Annotated in this window: 27 protein-coding genes; 17 read left to right on the top strand and 10 right to left on the bottom strand. The window is 72.5% G+C overall.

All coding sequences use genetic code 11. The annotated features are described in order from the left end of the window. The first annotated feature begins 24 nt into the window (after positions 1 to 24). On the top strand, positions 25 to 3,690 hold the full coding sequence (locus ACN9MM_RS21925; RefSeq protein ID WP_426365220.1) for an amino acid adenylation domain-containing protein: 3,666 nt from the start codon (positions 25 to 27) through the stop codon (positions 3,688 to 3,690). Here ACN9MM_RS21925 and ACN9MM_RS21930 read toward each other — a convergent pair. Continuing rightward, positions 3,659 to 4,420, bottom strand: a complete 762-nt coding sequence (locus ACN9MM_RS21930; RefSeq protein WP_426365222.1) for a helix-turn-helix domain-containing protein — start codon at positions 4,418 to 4,420, stop codon at positions 3,659 to 3,661. The two genes, ACN9MM_RS21925 and ACN9MM_RS21930, sit on opposite strands and share 32 nt — an antisense overlap. A gap of 250 nt (positions 4,421 to 4,670) precedes the next feature. Here ACN9MM_RS21930 and ACN9MM_RS21935 point away from each other — a divergent pair, with 250 nt between their 5' ends. The 6 genes from ACN9MM_RS21935 to ACN9MM_RS21960 all read left to right on the top strand — a co-directional run bounded on the left by ACN9MM_RS21935 (position 4,671) and on the right by ACN9MM_RS21960 (position 8,606). Beyond that, on the top strand, positions 4,671 to 5,339 hold the full coding sequence (locus ACN9MM_RS21935) for a DUF4097 family beta strand repeat-containing protein (protein WP_426365224.1): 669 nt from the start codon (positions 4,671 to 4,673) through the stop codon (positions 5,337 to 5,339). Between the two features lie 42 nt (positions 5,340 to 5,381). Next, on the top strand, positions 5,382 to 6,344 hold the full coding sequence (locus ACN9MM_RS21940; RefSeq protein WP_426365226.1) for an ATP-binding cassette domain-containing protein: 963 nt from the start codon (positions 5,382 to 5,384) through the stop codon (positions 6,342 to 6,344). Further along, positions 6,341 to 7,126: an ABC transporter permease gene (locus ACN9MM_RS21945; protein WP_426365228.1), complete on the top strand. Its 786-nt coding sequence runs from the start codon at positions 6,341 to 6,343 to the stop codon at positions 7,124 to 7,126. The genes ACN9MM_RS21940 and ACN9MM_RS21945 overlap by 4 nt, the downstream gene beginning before the upstream one ends. Before the next feature lie 187 nt (positions 7,127 to 7,313). Further along, positions 7,314 to 7,610, top strand: coding sequence for a hypothetical protein (locus ACN9MM_RS21950; protein ID WP_426365230.1), 297 nt, complete (start codon positions 7,314 to 7,316; stop codon positions 7,608 to 7,610). Between the two features lie 43 nt (positions 7,611 to 7,653). Then, entirely contained in the window at positions 7,654 to 7,980 is a 327-nt protein-coding gene (locus tag ACN9MM_RS21955) for a DUF2087 domain-containing protein (RefSeq protein ID WP_426365231.1), read from the top strand. Beyond that, entirely contained in the window at positions 7,977 to 8,606 is a 630-nt protein-coding gene (locus ACN9MM_RS21960; RefSeq protein WP_426365233.1) for a LysE/ArgO family amino acid transporter, read from the top strand. Before ACN9MM_RS21955 ends, ACN9MM_RS21960 begins: the two co-directional genes overlap by 4 nt. A gap of 55 nt (positions 8,607 to 8,661) precedes the next feature. Here the strand turns inward: ACN9MM_RS21960 and ACN9MM_RS21965 are convergent, their stop codons facing one another. Further along, positions 8,662 to 9,069, bottom strand: coding sequence for a PIN domain nuclease (locus ACN9MM_RS21965; protein ID WP_426365234.1), 408 nt, complete (start codon positions 9,067 to 9,069; stop codon positions 8,662 to 8,664). Then, positions 9,066 to 9,284, bottom strand: coding sequence for a type II toxin-antitoxin system VapB family antitoxin (locus tag ACN9MM_RS21970; RefSeq protein WP_426365236.1), 219 nt, complete (start codon positions 9,282 to 9,284; stop codon positions 9,066 to 9,068). The genes ACN9MM_RS21965 and ACN9MM_RS21970 overlap by 4 nt, the downstream gene beginning before the upstream one ends. Before the next feature lie 247 nt (positions 9,285 to 9,531). On the opposite strand from ACN9MM_RS21970, the gene ACN9MM_RS21975 reads away from it, so the two are divergent. Continuing rightward, complete coding sequence (locus tag ACN9MM_RS21975) at positions 9,532 to 10,818, top strand: amino acid permease (protein WP_426368796.1); 1,287 nt, start codon at positions 9,532 to 9,534, stop codon at positions 10,816 to 10,818. Here the strand turns inward: ACN9MM_RS21975 and ACN9MM_RS21980 are convergent. Genes ACN9MM_RS21980 through ACN9MM_RS21990 form a run of 3 tightly spaced genes read right to left on the bottom strand, consistent with a single transcriptional unit; the run spans position 10,772 to position 13,537 of the window. Further along, a complete protein-coding gene (locus tag ACN9MM_RS21980) occupies positions 10,772 to 11,455 on the bottom strand; it encodes a TetR/AcrR family transcriptional regulator (protein WP_383669284.1) in 684 nt (227 codons plus the stop codon). The genes ACN9MM_RS21975 and ACN9MM_RS21980 overlap by 47 nt on opposite strands. 49 nt (positions 11,456 to 11,504) lie before the next feature. Further along, complete coding sequence (locus ACN9MM_RS21985; protein ID WP_426365238.1) at positions 11,505 to 12,662, bottom strand: MFS transporter; 1,158 nt, start codon at positions 12,660 to 12,662, stop codon at positions 11,505 to 11,507. Continuing rightward, entirely contained in the window at positions 12,659 to 13,537 is an 879-nt protein-coding gene (locus tag ACN9MM_RS21990) for a pirin family protein (RefSeq protein WP_426365240.1), read from the bottom strand. The genes ACN9MM_RS21985 and ACN9MM_RS21990 overlap by 4 nt, the downstream gene beginning before the upstream one ends. Positions 13,538 to 13,670: 133 nt before the next feature. Between ACN9MM_RS21990 and ACN9MM_RS21995 the strand changes: the two genes are divergently transcribed. Continuing rightward, positions 13,671 to 14,252 (top strand): NADPH-dependent FMN reductase, encoded by a 582-nt coding sequence (locus tag ACN9MM_RS21995; protein ID WP_426365241.1) that lies wholly within the window; start codon positions 13,671 to 13,673, stop codon positions 14,250 to 14,252. Further along, on the top strand, positions 14,249 to 15,013 hold the full coding sequence (locus tag ACN9MM_RS22000) for an MBL fold metallo-hydrolase (RefSeq protein WP_426365243.1): 765 nt from the start codon (positions 14,249 to 14,251) through the stop codon (positions 15,011 to 15,013). Before ACN9MM_RS21995 ends, ACN9MM_RS22000 begins: the two co-directional genes overlap by 4 nt. A 9-nt stretch (positions 15,014 to 15,022) precedes the next feature. Here the strand turns inward: ACN9MM_RS22000 and ACN9MM_RS22005 are convergent, their stop codons facing one another. Both ACN9MM_RS22005 and ACN9MM_RS22010 read right to left on the bottom strand, forming a co-directional pair. Beyond that, on the bottom strand, positions 15,023 to 15,313 hold the full coding sequence (locus tag ACN9MM_RS22005) for a hypothetical protein (protein WP_426365245.1): 291 nt from the start codon (positions 15,311 to 15,313) through the stop codon (positions 15,023 to 15,025). Positions 15,314 to 15,383: 70 nt separating this feature from the next. Continuing rightward, entirely contained in the window at positions 15,384 to 15,956 is a 573-nt protein-coding gene (locus ACN9MM_RS22010) for a dihydrofolate reductase family protein (RefSeq protein ID WP_426365247.1), read from the bottom strand. A gap of 153 nt (positions 15,957 to 16,109) precedes the next feature. Here ACN9MM_RS22010 and ACN9MM_RS22015 point away from each other — a divergent pair, with 153 nt between their 5' ends. The 4 genes from ACN9MM_RS22015 (at position 16,110) to ACN9MM_RS22030 (ending at position 19,892) form a co-directional block, all read left to right on the top strand. Then, positions 16,110 to 16,553 (top strand): ester cyclase, encoded by a 444-nt coding sequence (locus ACN9MM_RS22015; RefSeq protein ID WP_426365248.1) that lies wholly within the window; start codon positions 16,110 to 16,112, stop codon positions 16,551 to 16,553. Then, complete coding sequence (locus tag ACN9MM_RS22020; protein WP_426365249.1) at positions 16,550 to 17,179, top strand: TetR/AcrR family transcriptional regulator; 630 nt, start codon at positions 16,550 to 16,552, stop codon at positions 17,177 to 17,179. Before ACN9MM_RS22015 ends, ACN9MM_RS22020 begins: the two co-directional genes overlap by 4 nt. Further along, on the top strand, positions 17,176 to 18,120 hold the full coding sequence (locus tag ACN9MM_RS22025) for an oxidoreductase (protein ID WP_426365251.1): 945 nt from the start codon (positions 17,176 to 17,178) through the stop codon (positions 18,118 to 18,120). The genes ACN9MM_RS22020 and ACN9MM_RS22025 overlap by 4 nt, the downstream gene beginning before the upstream one ends. A 248-nt stretch (positions 18,121 to 18,368) precedes the next feature. Next, positions 18,369 to 19,892: a glycosyl hydrolase family 18 protein gene (locus tag ACN9MM_RS22030; RefSeq protein ID WP_426365252.1), complete on the top strand. Its 1,524-nt coding sequence runs from the start codon at positions 18,369 to 18,371 to the stop codon at positions 19,890 to 19,892. A 39-nt stretch (positions 19,893 to 19,931) separates the two neighbouring features. On the opposite strand, the gene ACN9MM_RS22035 is transcribed toward ACN9MM_RS22030, so the two are convergent. Beyond that, entirely contained in the window at positions 19,932 to 20,876 is a 945-nt protein-coding gene (locus tag ACN9MM_RS22035) for a hypothetical protein (RefSeq protein WP_426365253.1), read from the bottom strand. A gap of 71 nt (positions 20,877 to 20,947) precedes the next feature. Further along, a complete protein-coding gene (locus ACN9MM_RS22040; protein WP_382867955.1) occupies positions 20,948 to 21,673 on the bottom strand; it encodes a PIG-L deacetylase family protein in 726 nt (241 codons plus the stop codon). A 146-nt stretch (positions 21,674 to 21,819) separates the two neighbouring features. Between ACN9MM_RS22040 and asnB the strand changes: the two genes are divergently transcribed. From asnB to ACN9MM_RS22055, 3 genes are all read left to right on the top strand, one after another. Further along, on the top strand, positions 21,820 to 23,619 hold the full coding sequence (gene asnB, locus ACN9MM_RS22045; protein ID WP_426365254.1) for an asparagine synthase (glutamine-hydrolyzing): 1,800 nt from the start codon (positions 21,820 to 21,822) through the stop codon (positions 23,617 to 23,619). Positions 23,620 to 23,674: 55 nt separating this feature from the next. Further along, entirely contained in the window at positions 23,675 to 24,568 is an 894-nt protein-coding gene (locus ACN9MM_RS22050) for a hypothetical protein (protein WP_426365255.1), read from the top strand. A 91-nt stretch (positions 24,569 to 24,659) separates the two neighbouring features. Beyond that, the gene (locus tag ACN9MM_RS22055; protein ID WP_229314727.1) at positions 24,660 to 25,406 is read left to right on the top strand and encodes an SDR family oxidoreductase; all 747 of its coding nucleotides are present in this window, start codon (positions 24,660 to 24,662) and stop codon (positions 25,404 to 25,406) included.

Here is a 25,406-nt window from a genome sequence, read left to right on the forward strand (position 1 = left end):
GGGCCCCCGATCGAAGGGACCCGCATGACCACGCTCGACCGGCTCCTCCAGGAGCACGTCGTCGTCCGGCCCGACGACCCCGCCGTCGCCTTCGGGCGGGAGACGCTCACCTTCCGGGAGCTGCACGACGCGGCGGCGTCGCTCGCCGCCCACCTCCAGGCCCTCGGTGTCCGTCCCGACGACCGCGTCGGCGTCCACGTCGAGCCGTCGCTCGACCTGATGACCGGCATCTGGGGCGTCGTCCTCTCCGGCGGCGCGTACGTGCCGCTCTCCCCGGAGTACCCCGAGGAACGCCTTCGCTACATGATCGAGGACAGCGGGGCCCGGATCGTCGTGACCCAGGACCGCTTCCGGGACCGGGTCACGGACCTCGCCCCGCCCGGCACCAGGGTCGTCACCCCCGGGGACGTACGGCCGGGGAAGGCGACCGTGGCCCCCGCCCCCCACGACCTCGCCTACGTCATCTACACCTCCGGCTCCACCGGCCGGCCCAAGGGCGTCATGGTCGAGCACCGTTCGATCGTGTCCCAGATGCGGTGGATGGAGGCGGAGCATCACCTCGGCCCGGACGCCGTCGTCCTCCAGAAGACCCCCATGAGCTTCGACGCGGCCCAGTGGGAGATCCTCGCCCCGGCCGTCGGCGCCCGCGTCGCCGTCGGTCCGCCCGGGGTCTACCGGGACCCCGAAGGCCTCGTCGACGCCGTCCGCGCGCACGGCGCGACCATGCTGCAGGGCGTGCCGACCCTCCTCCAGGCCCTCGTCGACACCGAGCGCCTCGGCACCTGCGCCAGTCTCCGGCGCGTGTACTCGGGCGGCGAGATCCTCTCCAGGAACCTCGCGGTGCAGCTGCTCGCCGAGCTCCCGGCCGTCGAGCTGATCAATCTCTACGGCCCCACGGAGTGCACGATCAACGCCTCCTCGTACACGGTGGACCGTGCGACGGTCGCCGACGGCCCGGCGGCGATACCGATCGGCAGACCGGCATACGACACGACCTTCCGCATACGCGACGGCGAGCTGTGCGTCGGCGGGGTCCAGGTGGCGCGGGGGTACCTGGACCGTCCCGGGCTCACGGCCGAGCGGTTCGTCACGAGCGAGACCGGCGAGCGGCTGTACCGCACCGGGGACCTGGCGCACGTCGACGACGACGGCACCGTCCAGTTCGCCGGCCGGGCGGACAACCAGATCAAGCTGCGCGGCTTCCGCGTCGAGCTGGACGAGATCGCGCTCGCGATCGAGGACCACGACTGGGTGAAGAACGCGGCGGTCATCGTCAAGGACGAGCCCCGCACCGGCTTCCAGAACCTCGTCGCCTGCGTGGAGCTGTCGCCGAAGGAGGCGGCCCTGATGGACCAGGGCAACCACGGTGCCCACCACCAGTCGAAGGAGTCGAAACTCCAGGTCAAGGCCCAGCTGTCGAACGCCGGCACCCGCGGCGACGCCGAGCTCGCGGGCTGCCCGGTGGTCGAGCTGCCGGGCGCGACGCCGACCGCGCGGATGCGCCGTGCGGTCTTCGCCCGCAAGACGTACCGCTTCTACGAGGGCGGCGGGGTCACCCGCGCCGACGTCCTCGCCGTCCTGGCCCGCCGCCCCGAGGGCATCGGCTCCCGGACGGCGGGGAGTCTCACCGCGGCCGATCTCGGGGAGATCCTGCGCTGGTTCGGGCAGTTCACGAGCGAGGAGCGGCTCCTCCCGAAGTACGGCTACGCCTCGCCGGGCGCGCTGTACGCGACGCAGCTCCACGTGGAGGCGCGCGGGATCGCCGGCCTCGACCCGGGCACGTACTACTACCACCCGGTCCGCCACCGGCTGTACCTGACGGAGCCGTCGGCGGAGCCCGGCGCCCCCTCCCTCCGGTTCCGCTTCCACGGCCGGCGGGCCGCGATCGAGCCGGTCTACAGGAACAACATCCAGGAGGTCCTGGAGATCGAGACGGGCCACATGGTGGGCCTCTTCGAAGAGGTCCTGCCGGGGTACGGCCTGGACATCAGGGCGTGCGGGGACGGGGCGTGGGAGGTCGTCCCGTACGACGGCGCGTCACGGACGGAGCCCGAGGCGGACGTGTACGTCCAGGCCCACGGGGACCGTGTCCGGGGCCTCCCCCCGGCCCAGTACGCCTACGCGGACGGCACCCTGACCGAGGTCTCGTCCTCGCTCGTCGAGAAGAAGCACGTCATCGCGATCAACCAGGCGGTGTACGAGCGGGCCGCGCTCGGCATCACGGCGGTCAGCCGGACGACGGACCCGGACCGCGCGTACGTCGACCTCGGCCGCGTCCTCCAGCGCCTCCAGCTCGGCGGACACGGACTCGGGTTCATGTCCTCGGGCTACAGCTCGAAGTCGGGTCATCCGCTGCCCGCGGCCCGCCGCGTGGACGAGATCCTGACGGCGGCGGGACGGGAGACCGGACCCTCGTACTTCTTCGTCGGCGGCCGGATCAGCGAGGAGCAGCGGCTCAGCGAGGGGATGTACGAGGACACGGTCCACATGAAGGGCCCGGCGGAGATGATCCGCGACGACCTCGTGCACCATCTGCCGGACTACATGATCCCGAACCGGGTGGTGGTCCTGGACCGGCTGCCGCTGTCGGCGAACGGCAAGGTGGACACGAAGGCGCTCGCCGACCTCGCCGTGGTCAACGCGGGCCTGCACGGCCGACCGCACGTGATGCCCCGCACCCGTACGGAGAGCAGGCTCGCGGAGATCTGGGCGGCGGCGCTCAGGTACGAGGACGCCGGCGCGGTCTCCGTCCTGGACGACTTCTTCGAGTCCGGCGGCAACTCGCTGATCGCGGTCGCGCTGGTCACGCGGATCAACCGGGAGTTCGGCGCGGGGCTGCCGCTCCAGATCCTCTTCGAGCGTCCGACGATCGAGAAGCTCGCGCACCGCCTCGACGGCGCGGCCGCCACGCCCTCCTCGCGTCTCGTACGGCTCCACGCGGCCGGCGCGCGGTCGCCGGTGTACTGCTGGCCGGGGCTCGGCGGGTACACGATGAACCTGCGTCACCTGGCCGAGGAGGCCGGCATCGACCGGCCCTTCTACGGGGTGCAGGCCCACGGCATCAACCGGGGCGAGGAGCCGTACGCGACGATCCGGGAGATGGCCGCCGCCGACGTGGCCGCGATCCGTCGCCGCCAGCCCACCGGCCCGTACACCCTGTGGGGCTACTCCTTCGGCGCCCGCGTCGCCTTCGAGGCGGCGCACCTCCTGGAGGCGGCGGGGGAGCAGGTGGAGAACCTCTTCCTGATCGCCCCGGGCTCCCCGAGGGTCCGCTCCTCGGAGACCGGCGGGGCGGCGTACGACAACCCGGCGTTCGTGACGATCCTGTACTCGGTGTTCGCGGGCGCGATCGACGCGGGCGTGCGGGCCGCGGACCGGGCGGATTTCGTGGCCCGGGTCGCGGAGGACTTCCCGGCTCTGGACCCGGACCTGATCGGCCGGATCGTCGCAATCGTCGAGGAGACCTTCGAGTTCACGTACACCTTCCGGGAGTTGACGGGGCGGCAGGTGAACTGCCCGGTGACGCTCTTCAAGGCCGAGGGCGACGACTACTCGTTCCTGGAGAACGCCACGGGCTGGTCCACCCGTCCGCCGACGGTCGTGGAGCTCGACGCGGACCACTACAGCCTCCTCCGGCAGCCGGACCTGACGGAGCTCGTCAAGAAGATCCGCTACCGCCTGGGTCTGTAGGGGTCTCCTCCGGTGCGGCCGGGGGCTTCGAGTGGAGGATGTCCCGGGCCTGTTCGGCGGCCCGGGACGTCGTCTCGGAGACGAAGTCGAGGAAGCGGGCGACGTTCTCCAGGCGGTTGCCGGCCGGAGTGTCGGAGCCGAGGACGGTGACGCCCTGGCGCGCGGTCTCGACGATCTGCGCGATGGCCCGGGCGGAGGCCATCATCGACTGGTACCAGACGTCGTCGTCGACGGTGTAGCGCTCGCGGCGGCGGTCGTCGCGTTCCCGGCGGATGAGGTCCTGGCTGTCGAGGAACGCGACCGCCTTGGAGATGGACGCCGGGCTGACCTGGAGGCGGTCGGCGAGTTCGGACGCGGTGAGGCTGCCCGCGTCCGCAAGGGTGAGGGCGGCCATCACGCGGGCCATCATCTTGGGCATGCCCGAGGCCATCATGACGGTCGTGAACGTCTCCTCGAAGGCCTGCACGGCCTCGGGGTCGCGCCCGTGGGCCTGGGGGGCGCCCGCCGTTCCCCGGGGTGCGGCGGGCTTGCGGCGGTGCGCGCGGTGCTCGGTGGCGCGGTGGGCGAGGTCGGCGCGGTAGCCGGTGGGGCCGCCGTTGCGCATGACCTCCCGTGTGACGGTCGAGGTCGGGCGGTCGAGGCGTCGGGCGATCTCCGCGTACGCGAGGCCGTCGGCCAACCCGGTGGCGATCTGCTGGCGTTCGGGCTGGGTGAGTCTGCCTCCCGGCATCGCGGTCTCCTTCGTGGTCCGTGCTCCGTGGAGCCCTCAGCATAGCGTTCACCGGCAATCCATTGCAACGCAACGGAGGGGTGTTGTTGCGTTAGATTCAGAACCATTGCAATGAAATCCCGTAAGTGACCTGCGGAGATGCTGATTTCACGCAATGACATGCTTGCCGGAAGCTCGAACGCAACGTAGCTTTTCCCTCATCGGAAAGAGCGCGGCGGACAACCGCCCGCCACCACCAAGGAGAAGCACCGTGCAGAAGTTCGACACCGCCGCCGCCATCGTCACCACCCTCGCCGTCCCCGCCGGACGCATCCGGATCGTCGCCACCGACCGCACCGACACCACCGTCGACATCCAGCCCGCCGACTCCTCCAAGAGCCGCGACGTCAACACCGCCCAGCGCACCGACGTCACCTACACCGACGGCGTCCTGCGCATCGAGGTCCCCAAGGCGAAGAACAACCTCCTCGGCGACAACCTGGGCTCCATCGAGGTCACCGTTCAGCTGCCCGCCGGCTCCCGCGTCGAGGCCCAGGCCGCCGCCACCGAGATCCGCACCGCCGGACGCCTCGGCGACGTCACCTTCCAGGGCGCCTACGGGGAGATCGTCATCGACGAGGCCGCGAACCTGACCCTGACCGCCACCGACGGCGACGTCCAGGTCGGCCGCCTGACCGGCTCCGCCGACATCACCGCCGCCCGCGGCGACATCCGCATCGCCGAGGCCACTCGCGGCACGCTCGCCCTGACCACCCAGAAGGGCGACATCACCATCGCCGCCGCCACCGGCGTCTCCGCCACCCTCGACGCCGGCACCGCCTACGGCCGCGTCGCCAACTCCCTGAAGAACGACGGCACTCCCGCCCTGAGCATCCGCGCCACCACCTCCTACGGCGACATCACCGCCCGCAGCCTGTAACCCACCCCGTCCGACGCGCAGCCCCCTCAAGGAGCACCTCACATGACCACCCAGGCCATCGCAGCGAACGGGCTGCGCAAGTCCTACGGCGACAAGACCGTCCTGGACGGCATCGACCTGACCGTCCCCGAAGGCTCGGTCTTCGCCCTCCTCGGCCCGAACGGCGCGGGCAAGACCACCGCCGTGAAGATCCTCTCCACCCTCGTCACCGCCGACGCCGGCCAGGTGACGGTGGCGGGCCACGCACTGGCCACCGCCCCGCAGGCCGTGCGTGCCGCGATCGGTGTGACCGGCCAGTTCTCGGCCGTCGACGGTCTGATCACGGGTGAGGAGAACATGCTCCTGATGGCGGACCTGAACCACCTGCCGAAGAAGGAGGGCCGCCGGGTCACCGCCGAACTCCTGGAGCGCTTCGACCTGACCGAGGCGGCGAAGAAGCCGGCCTCGACCTACTCCGGCGGCATGAAGCGCCGCCTGGACATCGCCATGACCCTGGTCGGCAGCCCGCGGATCATCTTCCTCGACGAGCCGACCACCGGCCTGGACCCCCGCTCCCGGCACAACATGTGGCAGATCATCCGCGAACTCGTCACCGGCGGCGTCACCGTCTTCCTCACCACCCAGTACCTGGAGGAAGCCGACCAGCTCGCCGACCGCATCGCCGTCCTCAACGACGGCAGGATCGCCGCGGAAGGAACGGCGGAGGAACTCAAGCGCCTGATCCCCGGCGGGCACATCCGCCTCCGGTTCACCGACCCCACCGCCTACCGCGCCGCCGCCACCGCACTCACCGGGGCCACCAGGGACGACGAGGCCCTCGCCCTCCAACTCCCCAGCGACGGCAGCCAGCGCGAACTGCGCACCCTCCTCGACCGGCTGGACACGGCCGGCATCGAAGCCGACGAACTCACCGTCCACACCCCGGACCTGGACGACGTCTTCTTCGCCCTGACCGCCACCGCCACCGCCACCGTCCCCGCCCCGTCCAAGGAGACCGTCCGATGAGCACCCTCGCCCTCGCCGCCCGTGACACGTCCACGATGCTGCGCCGCAACCTCCTGCACGCCCGGCGCTACCCCTCCCTCACCCTGAACCTGCTGCTCACCCCGATCATGCTCCTGCTGCTGTTCGTCTACATCTTCGGCGACACCATGAGCGCGGGCATCGGCGGCGGCGACCGCTCCGACTACATCGCCTACCTCGTCCCCGGCCTGCTCCTCATGACCATCGGCTCGACCACGATCGGCACGGCCGTCTCGGTCTCCACCGACATGACCGAGGGCATCATCGCCCGCTTCCGCACCATGGCCATCCACCGCGGCTCCGTCATCACCGGCCACGTCATCGGCAGCGTCATCCAGTCCGTGATCAGCGTCGTCCTCGTCGGCGCGGTCGGCGTCGCCATCGGCTTCCGCTCCACCGACGCCACCGCGATCGAGTGGCTGGCCGCCTTCGGCCTCCTGGTCCTCTTCGCCCTCGCCCTGACCTGGATCGCCGTCGGCATGGGCATGGTCAGCCCCAACGCGGAGGCCGCCAGCAACAACGCCATGCCGCTGATCTTCCTCCCGCTGATCTCCAGCACCTTCGTCCCCGTCGACCAGATGCCCGGCTGGTTCCAGCCCATCGCCCAGTACCAGCCCTTCACCCCCGCCATCGAAACCCTCCGCGGCCTGCTCCTGGGCACCGAGATCGGCCACAACGGCTGGCTCGCCCTCGCCTGGTGCCTCGCCCTCGCCACCCTCGGCTACTTCTGGTCCAAGGCGGTGTTCAACCGCGACCCGAAGTGACCCGGAGCGACCGGCACGAGGAACGGCACACGAGAGGCCGCACGAAAGGCCCGTCGCGACCGCGACGGGCCTTCGTCGTGCACGGACACCCTCACCCTCGCCCGAACGGGTCCTGTCGTCGTGCGGGGGAGGGGGTGGGCTGGTCTGCTGGTGGGGAATCCTCCCCGGACGTGACAGGAGCAGGGCCATGCGCGAGGGCGTCGTCGTCACCGTCGAGATTCCCGGCGGGACCCAGGAGCAGTACGAGGAGACCACGCGGCTGATCCAGGACGCCGACTGGTTCCCGCCGGAGGGGTTCATCGCGCACGCGTCCGGGCCGGACGGGACCGGTGGGTGGCGGATCACGGACTTCTTCGACACCGAGGAGAACTTCCTCGCGTTCGTGGAGAAGGCCCGGCCGTACTTCGAGCGGACCGGGACCCTTCAGTTCGTGCCGCGCGTACAGAAGGCCGTGAACGTCATGGTGCGGCCCGAGCCCAAGTGAAATCCCTTTGCGGGGCGGGCGCGCGGGGCGCCAGTCTCTCGGCATGACCAGTCATCCCGCCCGCGCCGCCGCGGAGCCCCGCCCCGTCGCGGACCTGTTCTCCGCCGACGGGCGCCTCAAGGTGATCCCGCGCCGGCCCGCCCGCCGCGAGGCGCTCCTCGCGCACCTCGCCGCGACCCTCTTCGACGCGGACCGGACCTACCGGGAGTCCGAGGTCAACGACGCCCTGCGCGCCGTGCACGAGGACTTTCCGGCGCTGCGCCGCCACCTCGTGATCGGCGGCTTCCTCTCCCGTACGAAGGACGGCTCGGCCTACCGCCGACAGCAGCGGCCCGGCTCCCCCGGAGGCGCGATCCCCGCCGTCGCGTGACGGCCGCGGTGGTGGCCGGCCTGCTGGCCGGCTACGGCATCGCGATCCCGGTCGGCGCGGTCGGCGCCTACCTCGTGGCGGTCACGGCCCGGGCCGGATGGCGTACGGGTGCCGGTGCGGCGCTCGGCGTGGCCACGGCCGACGGCGTCTACGCCCTGGTCGCCGTGGCGGGCGGTTCCGCGCTCGTCCCCGTCCTCGCCCCGGTGATGACCCCGCTGCGGTGGGTCTCCGCCGTCGTGCTCGTGGTGCTCGGCGTCCGGGCCGGCCGGGCGGCGCTCGCCGCGTACCGTACGGGCGGGCTCGCCTCCCGGGACGACGGGGGCGCGCTCACTCCCGCCCGGGCGTACCTCACCTTCCTGGGCATCACGATCCTCAACCCGATGACGGTGATCTACTTCGCCGCGCTCGTCCTCGCCACGGGCCCCTCCGCGCCCGCGACGCCCGCCGACCGCACGGCCTTCGTCCTCGCGGCCCTGCTGGCCTCGGCCAGTTGGCAGCTGCTCCTCGCCCTCGGCGGCACCCTCCTGGGCCGGACCCTGACGGGTGCGCGGGGAAGACTGGGTACGGCGCTGGTGTCGAGCACCCTGATCGTCGTCCTCGCGGTGCGGCTCGTCGTGGGGGGTTGAGGGCGGGCCGTCAGGCGGTACGCCGGAGCCGCCCACCCGCCCGCCGGCCCCGCCGTCAGATCTCGGGCAGCAGCTGGAGCATCTCGATGCCCGGGCGCACCTTCGCGATGGCCGCGAAGTCGTCGTCCACGTGCAGCAAGGTCATCCGGTGCTGCTCGGCCGTGAGCGCGATCAGGATGTCCATCGGGGACGGACCCCGGTGGTGGCCGATGCCGAGCAGGTCGCGCTGTACGGCGATGACCTTGGGCCACGGGTCTTCGGGTGCCGGGACCCAGGTGAACGTCTGGCTCAGCATGGTGGTGAACGGTTCGTTGTCGCGGTCGGAGCGCAACGCCCGCATCAGTTCCGCTTCGACGGGCGGACAGACGGACACCTGGCCGTGGGCCACTCGGGTCGGCCAGGGTTCGCCGATCTGCCGGCGTAGGAGTCGCCACACGGCCGACGTGTCGGCGAGGTAGTTCACCGGCCGGACCGCTCCTGCTCTTCCAGGTAGTCGAAGTCGAGGAAGTCCGCCGCGTTCTCCTGGAGCCACCGCAGTGCCCGGGCGCGGTCGTCCGCGCTGATCGACGCCGCTATGGTCAGCGCGCGGTTGATGGTGTCCCGCTTGGTCTTGGTGCCGAGCTGCTGCTGCGCGAAGGCAAGCATGTCGTCGTCGATGTCTACGAGGGTCTTGGACACGAGAGCCTCCGGCAGCCGGTCGTATATGTCGACGGGGTGAGTATATATCGCGCGGGTGCGGCACGGCTCGGGTGCGCCGTCCCCCGTCCCGCACCCTTCCTCCGCGTCCCGGGACGTCTCAGCCGCCGGGATCGGGTTGCCGTCGTCCGTGATCAGGCGTCAGGCTCCTGCGCTGGTCGTCTGAATCTCGGGGGGAATCGTGGCGGAGCGGGTGCTGGGGGCGGGGCTGCGGCAGCGGCATCTGGCCATGATCGCGTTGGGCGGGGCCATCGGGGCCGGGCTGTTCGTCGGGTCGGGGGTCGGGATCGCGGCCGCCGGGCCCGGGATCCTCGTGGCGTACGCGCTGGCCGGGGTCCTCACGGTGCTCGTGATGCGGATGCTCGGCGAGATGTCGGCCGCGCGGCCGGTGAGCGGGTCCTTCGCCGAGCACGCGCGGACCGCGTTCGGGCCGTGGGCCGGGCTGCTCGCCGGGTGGATGTACTGGGCGCTGCTCGTCGTGAGCGTCGCCGCCGAGGCCGTCGCGGCGGCGCACATCGCCGGCGGCTGGCTGCCCGCCGTGCCCGGCTGGGCGTGGGTCGCGGTCTTCATGACCGTGTTCACCGCGAGCAACCTCGCCGGCGTACGGAACTTCGGCGAGCTGGAGTTCTGGTTCGCCGGCCTGAAGATCGCCGCGATCGGCGGGTTCCTGCTGCTCGGGGCGGCCGTCGTCGCCGGGCTGCTGCCCGGCTCGCCCTCGCCCGGGGCCGGGCACCTCCTGCACGACGGCGGTTTCCTCCCGCACGGCTGGCACGGCGTCGCCGTCGGTGTCGTCGCCGCCGTCTTCGCCTTCGGCGGTCTGGAGACCGTGACGATCGCCGCCGCCGAGTGCGCGGACCCGGTCCGCGCCGTCCGGGCCGGCGTCCGGGCCGTGATGTGGCGGGTCGCGGTCTGCTACCTCGGCTCGATGGCCGTCATCGTCACCCTCGTCCCGTGGAACGCCCCCGGCGTCGCCGACGGCCCCTACGCCGCCGTCATGGACCGCATCGGCGTGCCCGGTGCCGCCGACCTGATGAAAGCCGTCGTCCTCGTGGCCCTCCTGTCCGCGATGAACGCCAACATCTACGGCTCCTCCCGCATGCTGTACGCCCTCGTCGGGCGGGGCGACGCGCCCCGCGCCCTCGGCCGGCTCGGGCGGTCGGGCGTCCCGGGCGCCGCCGTCCTCGCCTCCGCCGCGTTCGGGTTCGTCTCCGTCGTCCTCAGCCTGGTCTGGCCGCGCACGGTCTTCCCGTTCCTGCTCAATTCGATCGGCGCCGCGATCCTGATCGTCTGGGCGCTGATCGCCGCCTCCCACCTGCGGTTGCGCGGACCCTCCGGACGGGCCGTCGTGGCGCTCGCCGGGATCGGCGGGGTGCTGGTGTTCATGCTGGGGGACGCGGCCAGCCGTACGCAGCTGCTCACGACCGGGGCATGGGCCCTCGTCCTGCTGGTCGTCGCACGGGTCCGGAGCGTCAGGAGCGCGCGTACCGGGCCAGGAACAGATCCACTCCCGAGCTGATCACCCGCGTCAGCTCCGCGTCGGCGATCTCCGCGTCGGGGGAGAAGGTACGGACGAGCTGGGGCACTCCCACCGTGGCCGCCACCAGCTGCTGCACGGCGAGCGCCGGGTCGGGCGCGTCGAGGGTCCCGCGCGCGTTCAGCTCGGTGAAGGCCTCGATCAGCGGGCCGTTGTTCATGTCGTAGCTGACCCGGTACCAGAGCTGTCCGAGCTGCGGGAACCGGTCGATCTCGCCGATGACCAGGCGGCGCAGCGACATGATGTCGGGGCGCAGCAGGATCCGGGCCCAGTCGGTGGTGAGCCGTACGAGCGCGGCCCGCAGGTCGGGGGCGTCGGCGATGGTGGAGTTGGCGGGCTCCAGATCGGCGTACGTCTTCGGCAGGACGCCGCCGATGACGGCGAGGAACAGGCGCTCCTTGCTGCCGAAGTGCTTGTAGATCGTCGCCTTCGAGACGCCGGATCCCCGGGTGATCGCGTCCATGGACGCCGCCGAGTACCCCTCTGCGAGGAACTCCGCGAGGGCCGCGTCGATGATCGCCTGGCGCTTGCGCGAGGCGGCGTCGGCGGGGTCCGGGATGATCGGGATGCCGTACTCGTCGATCGCGTCGGCGTCCTGTGCGTCGGCTCCGGCTCCCATGGGTGGTCCTTCGGTGGTGGTGGCTGCGGCTCTCACTATAGGAACCGCACTATATGAACTGAACGGTTTGGTCTGCAAAGGCCGCCAGGGCGGGACCGGCCGCGACGCCGATCAGGAAGGCCAGGTTGAACAGGCCGATCGCGAGACCCTGCCGGGCCGCCGGCAGGCTCCCGGTGGCGGCGCCCGTGAGCAGTCCCTGGCCGCCGGCCGTGACGAGCGCGCTGGTCCCCGAGCCGGCCAGGACGGCCACGGGCCAGGGCGCGGAGACCGCGAGCACGAGGGCCACGGCCGAGCCGAGCGCGAGGACGGCCCGGAGGCGGGCGGGGCCCAGTGACGGGGCGGCGCGGACCAGCTGCCAGGACAGCAGCGCTCCGGCGAGCGCGGCGACGGACGCGAAGGCCCCGGTCTGCACCGGGCCCCAGCCGGTGAGCGCGGCGACGCGGCGCGGAGCGGCGTACATCAGGCCGAAGTTGACGGTGGAGAGCGCCAGCATGAGCGCGGCGGCGGCGAGGAAGCGGCGGTCGCGAAGGATGTCGAGGGGGAGGGGTGTGCTCGTACGGGGGGTGTCGAGGGGGAGGGAGACGGCGGGGGTACGGGGGGTGTCGTCGCCCCGCGTCGGCGCACCGCCCCCTTCCTCCTCCCCGCCCGCCAGGTGGAGCACCGGGCGCAGGGTGAGCAGGCTCAGGAGCGGGAGGACCAGGGCCGCGCGCCAGCCGAGCGCCCCGGCGACGGCCGCGCCCGCGAACAGGCCCACGGTGCCGCCGGCGGCGCTGCCGATGGCGACCAGGCCCGGGGTGCGGCCGGAGCGGTCCCGGCCGGCGAGCTGGAAGGCGGCGACGTTCAGGCCGGCCGCGCCGGCGGCCTCCAGGGCCCGCCCGGCGATCGCCAGGGGGAGGCCGGGCGCGAGGAGCGTGAGGAGCGCGCCGAGGGCCACGAGGACGGCGGCGGCCCGCACGACCCCGGCGGCGCCGTTCCGCCGCCCGGCGGTCGCGGAGAGGAGCGGGGTGCCGACCGCCATGCCGAGTCCGAACGCCGTCATCAGCCAGGCGGCCGCCGCCGGGGTGACGGCCAGGGCGCGCGCGGCCTCCGGCAGCGCGAGGCTCGGCCCCGACACCCCCATGGCGGCGGGCGCGGCGAGCGCGGCGAGCAGGAGCCCGGACCGGGCGGTGGTCCTTCGGGCCTCCGGAGGTGCCGGCAGCGTGGTCATGCCGGCATCCGGCCCATCAGGCCCTGCCTGAAGTCGCGCTCCGCCTCGCGGAGTTCGGCGGCCGTGTTCATCACGAAGGGGCCGCTGCGGGCGACCGGTTCGCCGATCGGCTCGCCGGTCAGGACGAGGACCTCGGCGGCGGTGTCCGGGGCGTCGACGGCGAACCGCTCCCCGTCCCGGGCGAGGACCGCGAGGTGGCCGTCGGGGAGGTGCTCGCCGGACACCGTGGCCTCGCCCCGCATCACGTACACCATCGCGTTGTGCCCGGCCGGGACGGTGAACGCGGCGCGGGTCCCGGGCGCGAGCCGCCCGTGGGCGACGAGGACCGGCGTGCGGGTCTCGAACGGGCCGGTCACGCCGTGGGTGGTCCCGGCGAGGACGGTCAGTGCGGCGCCGTCCGGGGTGACGGCGACCGGCAGGTCGGCGGCCTCGGCGTTCTGGCTCTCCGGGGGGACGCCCTTGAGGTGGGCGGGGAGGTTCAGCCAGATCTGGAGCATGTGCTGCCGGCCGCCCGAGGCGAGGAACTCCGGGGTGGGCAGGGCCTCGTGGACGATCCCGGAGCCGGCGGTGAGCCACTGGACGCCGCCGGCGCGGACGACGGCGCGGTGGCCGCGCGAGTCGGCGTTCGCGATGTCGCCGTCGAGGACGTACTGGATGGTCTCGAAGCCGCGGTGCGGGTGCGGGGGCGCGCCCTTCGCCTCACCGGGAGCGAGCTCGATCGGACCGACCTGATCGATCATCAGGAACGGGTCGACGAAGGGGAGGTCCTCGGTGGGGAAGGGGCGGCGCACGGGGAATCCGGCGCCTTCGTAGGTGTGGAAGGGGCGGGCGACGCGGGCGACGGCCCGCTCTGTGGTGAGCGCGTGGGTGGCCATGCCCCGAATGAACTACACCATTCAGTTCACTGTCAAGACTGAACCGTTTGGTTGACAGACTGAACCGATCGGTTTAGCTTCGGGTCGTCGAGTCCGGCGCCCGCCGGCTCACCCGACGAACTGGGGGGTTCCCATGACCGCGTCCACGATCCTCGCCATCTCCGGCTCGCTCCGCGCCACCTCGCACAACACGCGACTGCTGCGCGCCGCCCAGAAGTTCAACCCCGGCGGCCTGGAGATCGAGATCTACGAGGACCTGCGCGAGATCCCGCCGTACGACCTGGACCTCGACACCCCCGAACTGCGGCCGGCCGTCGTCGGAGAGCTGCGGCGGCGGGTCGCGGAGGCGGACGGACTGCTCATCGCGACCCCGGAGTTCAACTACTCGATCCCCGGCGTCCTCAAGAACGCGCTCGACTGGCTGTCCACCGACTGGACCAGGACCGAGGGCCTCCCGCTGCACCGCAAGCCCGTCGCGATCCTCGGCGCCGCGCCCACCAACTTCGGCACGGTGCGGGCGCAGCTCGCCCTCCGCCAGGTCTTCGTGTGGACCGACAGCGACATCGTGGTGAAGCCCGAGGTCCACGTCTTCCGCTCGCACGAGCGCTTCGACGCCGACGGCAACCTCACGGACGAGACCACGGTCGAGCTCCTCCAGGGCCTCCTGACGGCCCTTCGGGACAAGACCGACGCCGCACGGGCGGCCCGGTCGTGAGCGCCACCGTCACCGCCACGTACATCGGTACGGCGACGGTCCTCCTCCGCATCGGCGGCCTCACCGTCCTCACCGACCCCGCCCTCGACCCGGCCCCCGCCGACTACCCCGGCGCCCGCCCGCTGCGCCGCACCGCCGGACCCGCGCTGATCGCCGCCGAACTCCCACCCGTCGACCTGGTCCTGCTCTCGCACGACCAGCACGCCGACAACCTCGACGTCACCGGCCGCGAGGTCCTCGCCGGCGCCGGGCTCGTCCTGACCACCCCGGAAGGTGCCGAGCGCCTCGGCGGCCGGGCGGAGGGGCTCGTCCCCTGGCAGAGCCGGACGGTCACCGCGCGCGGGACCACCGTCACGGTCACGGCCACCCCCGCCCGGCACGGCCCGGAAGGCACGGAGCAGGTCACCGGCCCCGTCACGGGCTTCGTCGTCGCGTACGAGGGCGGCACGCTCCACCTCTCCGGGGACACCGTCCGCCACGACGCCCTGAGGGAGATCGGCGCCCGCTTCCGCATCGACACGGCGTTCCTCCACCTCGGTGACGCGCACTTCCCGTCCACCGGCGACCGCGCGTTCTCGATGAGCGCGACGGAGGGCGCGGCCCTCGCCCGCACCCTCGGCGCCCGCACGGTGATCCCCCTCCACTACGACTCCTGGGACCACCTCGCCGAGGACCCGGCCCGCATCACGGAGGCCTTCGGGGCCCCGGACCTGGCGGGGCGGCTGCGGTGGCTCCGGCCGGGCGTGGCCGAGACCCTCTGACCCCGGGCGTCAGCGCTCCCGTCGTGCCGCCATCGCGACGGCCCCCACGACCGCGAGCGCCGCGCCCGCCGCGAGGACGCCCCGGCGGGAGCGGTACGACAGCACCGACCAGCACGACTGGGCCGACAGCAGGGATCCGACGCTCGCCCAGGACCCGACGGAGAGCGCGGAAGCGGCGGATCCGGCCGACCCGACCGACAGGAAGGACCCGACCGACCCGATCGACAGCGTCGAGCCGACCGAACCGATGGACAGGAACGAGTCCCGGGACCAGAGCGAAAGACGCGAAGAGTCGGCCATGGACCGATCGTAGGCGCACACCCCCGACCGGTGCCTCCTGCCGTTCTCGATCGCTCCGCGCGCGTCCGCCTCAGCGGACGACGTCGAAGACCTGCTTCTGGATGCCGTTGGCGTAGGCCTCGTACTCGACGAGCTCCAGCTTCTGCGCGTCCTTGTCCGTGGCGCTGAAGAGGCGCTTTCCGGCGCCGAGCAGGAGGGGGAAGACGAGCAGGTGGTAGCGGTCGATCAGGCCCGCGTCGGAGAGGGCCCGGGTGAGGGAGGCGCTGCCGTGGACGATGATCGGGCCGCCCTCGGTCTCCTTCAGGGCGGCGACCTCGTCGAGGGAGCGGAGGATCGTGGTGTCGCCCCAGTCGTCGACGAGGTCGTCCTCGGTGAGCGTGGTGGAGACGACGTACTTCGGCATCACCTTGTAGTCGGCGAAGTCCTCCATGCCGGGCCAGACGGGGCTGAAGGCCTCGTAGCTGGTCCGGCCCATGAGCATCGCGGCGGCTTCCTTCTGCTCGCGGTCCTTGATCTCGTACGCCTCCGGCAGGAACGGGACGTCCTTGAACGTCCAGCCGGAGTTGCGGTAGCCGGGCTCGCCGCCGGGCGCCTCGACGACGCCGTCGAGCGAGACGAAGGCGGTGCTGATCAGGGTGCGCATCTCACGTTCTCCCACGGGTCTCGTTCTTGCTGTCACCCCCTATGACCGCGGTCCGTCCGGGAACTCATCGGTACGGAAGATCCGATTCACCATTGGTTACACCGTACACGGCGTGTACGGTGTAACCGGATCAGCGACCGACCGGAGGAACCGATGTCCCAGCAGACCGTCGCGCACGCTTTCGCCGCCCTGATGAACGGTCACGACCCCGACGCCGTGGACGGCTTCGTGGCCGAGGGCTACGTCAACCACAACCCCTACGTCGAGGGCGGCCGGGAGGCCAACAGGGCCTTCTGGCGACGCTGGTTCGCCGCCTTCCCCGACACTCGCGTGACCCTTGAGGACGTCGTGGCCGCCGGCGACCGCGTGGTCGGCAGGTTCACCTACCGCGCCACCCACGTCGGGTCGCTGCTCGGCGAGGAGCCCACCGGCCGCCCGGTGGAGATGCGCTCGCTGGACATCTGGCGGGTGGAGGGCGGCATGGCCGTCGAGCACTGGGACGAGCTCAACAGCGCCGAGTTCTTCACCCAGCTGGGCCTGCCGGCGTCGATGGCCATGGCCGGCGCGCCCGCCGCCGACGAGGACGGTGCGGCATGACGGCCCCCGGGAAGGACCCGGAGCGCGGACCCGAGCCGCAGCCCGAGCCCTCCAAGTCCCGGCAGCGCCGGGAGCGGGAACGGGCCGAGACCCGGGCCGAGATCCTGCGGGCCGCCCGTGAGCTGGCCCGCGCCGAGGGCTGGGACGCCGTGAGCATGCGCCGCCTGGCCGACCGGATCGGCTACTCGGCCAACTACGCCTACCGCTACTTCAAGGGCCGCGACGACATCCTGCTGGCCTTCGTCAGGGACGGCTTCGTCCGGCTCGCCGGTCTGATGCGCTCCAGTGGCACGTCGGTCCGGGCCGCGGCGGCCGCCTACCTCGACTTCGCGCTCGACGAACCCGACGTCTACCAGGTCATGTACGGCCTCGGCGGCGTCCGCGTGCCCGCCGCCGACACGGTCACCGAGGGGGACGCGGTCGGTCTCGTGATCGCGGACGCTCTCGGTGTCACGGACCCCTACGACGACCGCATCGCCCGCATCTGGGCCACCGCGCACGGCCTCGCCGCCCTGCACGCCATCCGCAAGCTTCCCGTCGACCGCGCCCACCTGCACCGGCTCCTCGCGGCGAGCGTCGACGACCTGCTCCGCGCCCCGGGGCCGTCCGAAGGAGACGTCCGATGACCACCTCTCCCGCCGTTCCCGGCCGGTGGACCGCCGCCGGCATCCCGGACCAGACCGGCCGCACGACCGTGGTGACCGGGGCCAACAGCGGCCTGGGGTACGTCACCGCGCGCGAACTCGCCCGCCGTGGCGCCCACGTCGTCCTCACCGCGCGGAACGCGGACAGGGGCAGGGCCGCGCTGGACCGGCTCCGCGGCGAGCTCCCCGGATCCGCGGTGGAGCTGCGCGCCCTGGACCTGGCCGACCTGGATTCGGTCCACGCGTTCGCCGGCGCCCTCGACACGCCCGTGGACGTACTCGTGAACAACGCGGGGATCATGATGCCGCCCCGCTCCCTCACCAAGCAGGGCTTCGAGTCCCAGTTCGGCACCAACCACCTGGGGCACTACGCCCTCACGGGCCTTCTCCTCGACCGGCTGCGGGCCGGGCGGGACGCGCGCGTGGTGACGGTCACGTCGACCCTGCACAAGACCGGCGCCATCCACTTCGACGACCTCGACGGCCGGCGCTCCTACACGCCGCGCGGGTTCTATTCCCAGTCCAAGTTCGCCAACGTGCTGTTCGGCCTGGAACTGGACCGGCGGCTTCGGGCGAGCGGCGTGCCGGTCCGCAGTCTCCTGGCCCATCCGGGCTACTCGGCCACGAACCTCCAGTCCTCCGGGCCGACCGGGCTGCTCAAGGCGATCCTCAGGGTCACCAACCGGCTCGTCGCCCAGGACGTGGAGACGGGGGCGCTCAACCAGCTGTACGCGGCGACGTCCCCGGGCGCGGCGGGGGGTCAGTTCATCGGGCCCGACGGGCGCAACGAGTCCAAGGGGCACCCCACCCTCGTGGAGCCGGCCGAGTCCGCCCTGGACGCCGGGACCGCCCGCCGCCTGTGGGACCTGTCCGAGCGGCTCACCGGAGTGCGCTACGACTTCGCCGCTCAGCCGGCGCGGTGACACCCGGAGGGCGGAGGGAACCGGCCCGGTCTGGCTCTCTGGACCAATGCGACGCCCTCCGGGCATCGTCCCAGCGTCCGCCCGCACCAGCTCGATGCGCCACACACCGAAAGGCAAAATTGGTCTAGTCCAAGTTTGGCCCAGGCCATTGACGTGCCCATGGCCGCGGGGTTACTCCGTAAGGCAACAGTCGTGCGCGACAAGGACGTTGACGCACTCCCGGACCCCCCCACAGTCATTGGATCGCCATGAGACGACGCGTACGTTCGCTCCGCTCGGCCCTCACCGCCGCCGTGACCGCCGTGGCCGCCCTCGGCCTCGCCACCGTCGCCACCGCCCCCGCCCAGGCGGCGACGCCGCTCCCCGCCCGGGTCTTCGCCCCCTACTTCGAGTCCTGGACCGGGGAGAGCCCGGCCGCCCTCAGCGCGCAGTCGGGCGCCAAGCACCTCACGATGGCGTTCCTCCAGACCGCCACCAAGGGCTCCTGCACCGTGTACTGGAACGGCGACACCGGGCTGCCCATCGCCCAGTCCTCCTTCGGTGCCGACATCGCGACCATGCGGTCCCGCGGCGGGGACGTCATCCCCTCCTTCGGCGGCTACACGGCCGACACCACCAGCACCGAGATCGCCGACAGCTGCACCGACGTCAACCAGATCGCCGCCGCGTACGAGAAGGTCATCACGACCTACGACGTCAGCCGGCTCGACATGGACATCGAGGTCGACTCCCTCGACAACACCGCCGGCATCGACCGCCGCAACAAGGCGATCAAGATCGTCCAGGACTGGGCCGCCGCCAACGGCCGCCAGCTCCAGATCTCGTACACCCTGCCGACGACCACCCGCGGCCTCGCCGCCAGTGGCCTCGCCGTACTCAAGAACGCCGTGACCAACGGCGCCAAGGTCGACGTCGTCAACCTCATGACCTTCGACTACTACGACAACGCCGCCCACGACATGGCCGCGGACACCAAGACGGCCGCCCAGGGCCTCTACGACCAGCTCGCCAAGCTCTACCCCACGAAGACGGCCGCCCAGCTGTGGGGCATGGTCGGCATCATCGAGATGATCGGCGTCGACGACTTCGGCCCCGCCGAGACCTTCACCCTCGCCAACGCCCGCACGGTCTACGACTGGGCGGTCTCCAAGGGCATCAACACCCTGTCGTTCTGGGCGCTCCAGCGGGACAACGGCAGCTGTGCCGGCGGTGCGGCCGCCGACGGCTGCTCCGGCATCCAGCAGAACACCTGGGACTTCTCGCACATCTTCGCGCCCTTCACCAGCGGGACGACCGCCCCGACGGACGACTTCTCGGTGACCACCACCCCGGCCGCCGCCACCGTCACCGCCGGCGGGTCCACCTCCGCCACGGTGAAGACGGCCGTCACCGCCGGTACGGCGCAGACGGTGAACCTCACGGTCAGCGGCCTGCCCGCCGGCGTCACCGCCACGCTCAGCCCCGCCTCGGTGACGGCCGGGGGCTCCTCGACCCTCACCGTGAACACCACGGCGGCCACGGTCTCCGGGACGTACCAGATCGTGGTCAACGGGGCGAGCCCCTCGGCCGGGCACGCGGCGGTCCTCTCCCTGACCGTCACCGGCGGCGCCACCCAGTGCACGGCGGCGCCGTGGGTGTCCTCCAGCGTCTACACCGGCGGCCAGCAGGTCTCGCACAAGGGCCACACCTGGAAGGCCAAGTGGTGGACGACGGGCGAGGAGCCCGGCACCACGGGCGAGTGGGGAGTCTGGCAGGACCTCGGCGCCTGCTGAACCGTCACCGCCCCTAGGGCCCGCCGAGACCGGTGGGCCCTAGGGCATCCAGCCGAAGCGCCTCCTGAGTTCGTCCTCCCTGCGCTTCTGGTCCTCGGCGGCCGCCTTGATCGCGTCCGAGAGCGGGCCGGTCAGGTGGTCGGCGAGGGCGCGGGAGGCGAGGACGAGGTCGTCGAGGAGCGGGCGGAGGCCGCCGGCCAGGGAGGCGCCGAGGGGGCCGCTCGCGCCGAGTTCCGTCAGGTGGAGGCCGGCCTGGGCGAGGGGCAGTGAACTGGTGTCGCGGATGTGGTCGGCGATCTCGCCGAGCCGCTTGCGCGCCCGGGTGTGCTCGTCCTCGTCGTGGAACAGGTCGCCGTTCCACCAGGAGCTTCCGGCGGAGGCCAGGTGCATGCTGTCGGCGGCCCGCCTGCCCGTCCCGGTCCCGGAGCCGCCGCCCGCGGGCAGTCCGGCGATCGACTTGAGGGCCGCGACGTCGCCGTAGCCCCGGACCCGCTTGACGTGCTCGTCGCCGCGGGTGGTCGCGGAGGCCACCTCCGACACGAACCGGGGCCTGGCCTTCTCCGCCTCCGCCGCCATGGCCTGCCGGGAGGCGTCGCTGATCGACGGCATCTCGTCCTCGCCGATGGGGGAGATCACCGTCCGGAGGTTGGCGACGAGGTCGAGGACGGCGTTCTTGGAGGACCGGACGATGTCGCCGCAGGACTCCAGGCCGTCGGCGATCAGCCCGGCCGCCGTGGACACCTGGGTGAACTGGCGTGCCACGCCGTTCCAGTGCTCTTCGAGCGCCTTGACCGCCTCGCCCTCCCCGCTGGACACGAGCCGCCCGACCGCCTTGGCCGCGTCCGCCCGGTCGTTCGCGAACTTCGGCCCGAAGGGGCGCAGGCGCTCGGCGCTCGCCTGGGCGTCGTCCTCGTTCGCCTCCACCCAGGGCAGGGCGTACTCGTCCATCAGGCCCTTGTCCGCAGCCGATCTCTCGATCGCCATCGCGTGAACTCCCCCCAGAATCACGTACGTCGACTCATGAAGGTCTCACGTGCTCCGAGGGGCGACAAGCCTCAGTCGATGTGCACGATCTGGAAGGCCTCCGCCATCCGGCCCGGGGGCAGGCCGCCGGCCGTCGCGTGTTCGCCGAGCCAGTCGCGCAGCAGGCCGGCCAGGTCGTCGAAGTGGGCCGTCTGCGAGGTGTGGATGCGCAGGGCCTCGACCTTGCGGTCGAAGACGGAGGTGACGTCGACGTACTGGTTCGGGGTGGGCCCGGTCATCAGCCACAACTCGTGGACGGTCCACGGTTCCAGGCCCTCCTCCCTGAGGAGCGCCGCGTGGGCGAAGGGGTTGCGGGCCTCGGGGTAGACGGCGCGCAGGGCCGCGTCCCCGACCGCGCGGTGGTCGGGGTGGAGGTCGGCGACGCGGGCCCAGTTGATCTCGGGGGACGGGATGATCGCGCGCTGTGGCCGCACTTCGCGGATGACCCGGCACAGGTCGCGGCGGAGCTCCACGGAGGGCTCCACGAAGCTGTCGGGGTAGCCGAGGAAGCGCACGTCGGCGACGCCGCTGAGCTTGGCGGAGTGGACCTGTTCGGCGCGGCGCAGGTCCGCCATGGCCTGCCGGGGGAGCGCTTCGTCGTAACCGCCCGCGCCGCCGTCCGTGACGATGCAGTACGTGACGCGGGTGCCGCGCTCGATCCACTGCATGACGGTCCCGCTCACGCAGAACTCGATGTCGTCCGGGTGTGCGGCCACGACCAGCAGGGACTCGGGGGTGGTCCGGTTGAAGTCCTCCATGGGGCCAGCCTGTTGGGGTGGCGGGGGCGTCGCAAGGCCACGTCGTGGCGTGAACAGGACATGGCACTTACGCGCCATTCAAAAACTTGGTAGATTCAAATCATTGGCTGTGACATGTTGGGTGATGTGCTTGGAGGGTGACCGGTATGTGCAGGATCCTCGGCTCCTTCGCCGCCGGGGCGGACCGCCCCGAGCCGGCCCAGCTCGCGGCGGTCTCCGCCCGCCAGCGCCACGGCGGCCCCGACGAGCACCGGGTGCTCAGCGGACCCGGCTGGTCGCTCGGCTGCGACCGCCTCGCCGTCACCGACCCCTGCGGCGGACAGCAGCCCTACCGGCTGCCCCACCTGCCCGGCATCCTCGCCGTCCTCAACGGCGAGATCTACAACCACGCCGAGCTCCGCCGCACCCTCGCCGCCCGCGGTCACCGCTTCCCCGACCGCTGCGACGGCACCGTGCTCCCCGCGCTCTACGCCGAGTACGGAACCGCCTTCGCCGAACACCTCGACGGCATGTTCGCCGTCGCGCTCCTCGACCTGCGGCCCGGCGGCACCCGGCTCGTCCTCGCCGTCGACGACATGGGCATGAAACCGCTCCACCTGCACCACGACCCGTACGACGGCTCCACCCGCTTCGCCTCCGAGATCCCCGCCCTCCTCGCCTTCGAAGGCGTACGGATCTCCCCCCGCGAGGACGCCCTCGACACCGTCCTCGCCACCCGCACCTCCTTCTCCACGCACACCGCGCTCGACGGCGTCGACGTCCTGCCGCCCGGCGCCACCGCCGTCGTGCGCCCCGGCACCGCCCCCGTCGTCCGCCGCCGCGGCCCGCACCGCGCCACCCCCCTCGGCGACACGCAGGACGTCCTGCGGCACGAGGTGCGCCGGCTCGCCCGGGCCGAGGTGCCCGTCTGCGCCGTCACCAGCGGCGGCCTCGACTCCGGACTCGTCACCGCCCTCGCCGCCGAACAGGCCCGCGAGACGGACGCACCGCCCCTGCACACCTTCCACCTCACCTACCGGGGCCGGTGGCCCGACTCCGAGGCCGCGTACGCCCGGTCCGTCGCCCGGCGTGCCCGGACCGTCCACCACGAGGTCGCCGTCGACCCCGACGAACTCGGCTCCCTCCTCACCCGCACCGTCCGCCACCTCGGCCAGCCCAACGCCGACCCCATCACCCTCTCCACCTACGCCCTCTTCCGCGCCGTCCGCCAGAACGGCTTCACCGTCGCCCTCGCCGGCGACGGCGCCGACGAACTCTTCGGCGGGTACGACCGGATGCGGGCCGCCCTCGCGGCGGGCCCCGAATGGGCCGCCGCCTACACGGACGCCCTGTCCGCCGCCCCCCGCCTCCTCCGCGACCACCTCTACACCGCCGACTACCGCGCCTACATCGCCGATACGGGCTCCGCGGCCGACCGCATCGAGCAGGAGCTGCGCTCGGCCGAGGCCGTCGGCGCGGACCGGCTCACCGCGATGACCGCCTTCGAGACGCGGTGGCGGCTCCCCGCGTACCATCTGCGGCGCCTGGACCACCTGTCCATGGCGTGGGCGGTCGAGGCGCGCCTGCCGTTCTGCCAGCCGTCGGTCGTCGCGCACGCCCGGTCCCTGCCGGTGGCAGCGAGGACGGGCAAGCGGGCGCTGTACGAGGCGGGCCGTGAACTCCTCCCGGCGTCCGTCCTGAACCGGCCCAAGCAGCCCTTCACCCTGCCCGTCGCGGCGATGCTCGCCCCCGGCGGCCCGCTCCTGGACCTGGTCCGCGAACTGCTGTCCCCGGCGCGGCTGGTCCTCGGCGGGAAGATCCGCGCGGACCGGGCGGCGAAGCTGCTGGCCCGGCACCTGGAGCGGCCCACGCCCCAGGCGGCCCTGACCCTCTGGTCCCTCGCCGTCCACGAACTGTGGACGGAGGTCGTCCAGGGCATGCGGATCCCGGTGGGCTGTGCGGCCTGAGCCCGCGCCGTGCCCTGCGCCGGGCGGTGCGGCGCCCGCGAGGGTGCCGTCCGTCGTGCCCGCAGCGGGGGCGGGCGAAGGCCCGGCGGGCCGGAGCGCAGCGAGGGTCGCCGTCGCCGTCGTGCGGGCCGTGGACGCTCCCGGGCCCACCCTCGTCGTGCGGGCCGACCGGCTGCCCCCCGGCGCGCTCGCCCTCGGCGCCGAGCTGACGGCCGTCCTCGCCGCCACCCCCCACCCCCGCCCCGACAAGATCGCTCTCTTCGATCCCCGTACCCTCCGCTACCGCTTCGTCCAGGCCCTCCCCGGCGGGGCGTTCGACTTCCGGGCCGGGTGCGGGCACTCCCTCCTCGCCTGTGTCGTCGCCGACGGGCGTCCCGGGCCCGTCACCGTCCGGGTCGTGACGACCGGCGACACGGTCCTGTGCGAGCGTGAGCCGCACCAGGACGCGTACACGCTCAGCTTCCTCCGCGCCCCCACCGCCCCGGGCACGCTCCCGACAGGCCGTCCCGTCGACGTCCTCCTCGGCGTGCCCGTCTCCCTCGTGCGGTACGGCAATCCGTACGTCTTCGTCGACGCCCGGCACCTGGACCGGAGCATGATGGAGGGTCAGCTCCTCGCGCTGCGCGCCGAGGCCGCCCGTCGGCTCGGGCATCCGCCCGCCTCCGCCCTCCCCAAGATCGCCGCCTTCGCGGACGGCCCCGGCGGGCTCTCCGTCCGGGCCCTCACCGTCGGCGGCTGGCACCCCCGGCTCGCCCTCACCGGCGCCGCCGCCCTCGCCGCCGCCGCGGCGATCGACGGGACCGTCGTGCCCGCCCTGCGGGGGCCCGTCCGCACGCCCTCCGGCACGGTGACCGTGTCCGCCGCGCCGGACCGGGTCCGGGTGCATCACAAGCGCGCCGAGGTGCTGGAACGCCTGGAGCTGCCGTGGCGTGTCCACGCAACGGCGTGAATGCGCACCTCTTTCACCAGGTCCGTACCCCTTCCCCTCTGTCACGCTGAAATGAACCGGCCATCGGTATCCGTGGGGAGAGCAGACGCACATGAAATTCGAGAATCTGCGTGTCGTCGTGACCGGAGCGTCCCGCTATTTCGGTCGCGCGCTCGCCGTCGGCTTCGCGCATCTCGGCGCGGAGGTCTATGTGTCGGCGCGGACCGTCGAGGCCGCCGAGCGGACCCGTACGGAGGTCATGGGCTCGGCCCGTGACCGCATCCACGCGTTCGGCTGCGACCTGAGCAGGCCGGCCGAGATCCGGGAGTTCGCGGCCCGGGTCGGCGAACGGACCGACCGGGTGGACCTGCTGGTCAACAACGGGGCCCGCTGGCTGGACGGGATGGACCTGGAGGCGGCCAGCGACGCCGAGATCGTGGAGACGATCGAGTCGACGGCCGGCGGCACGGTCCTCATGGTGAAGCACTTCCTGCCGCTGCTCCGCGGCTCGCTGCGGCCCGACATCGTGAACATGGTCGCCGTCCGCGACGCCGAGGGCGCCTCCGCGGCGGCCGCCGGCGCCGCCCACGAGGCCTTCTGGGCGGCGAAGAGCGCGCAGGCCGGTTTCGCCGACATCCTGTCGCGCCGGCTGCGGCCCTCCGGGGTCCGCGTGTTCTCCCTCTTCCCGCCCGATTTCTCGACCTCGGACCCGCGTTTCGCGGAATGGGACGGCTCGAATCCGGACGGAATAGCGCCCGACGAGAAGCTGACCACCCAGGCCCTTTTCGAATGCATCGTCTACGCCGTCGAGCAGCCCCGTGACTGCTTCATCCGCTCCTTCCACTTCGAGCCCCGCTGA

The organism is Streptomyces sp. E-08, from assembly GCF_049913095.1.
Taxonomy (GTDB): domain Bacteria; phylum Actinomycetota; class Actinomycetes; order Streptomycetales; family Streptomycetaceae; genus Streptomyces.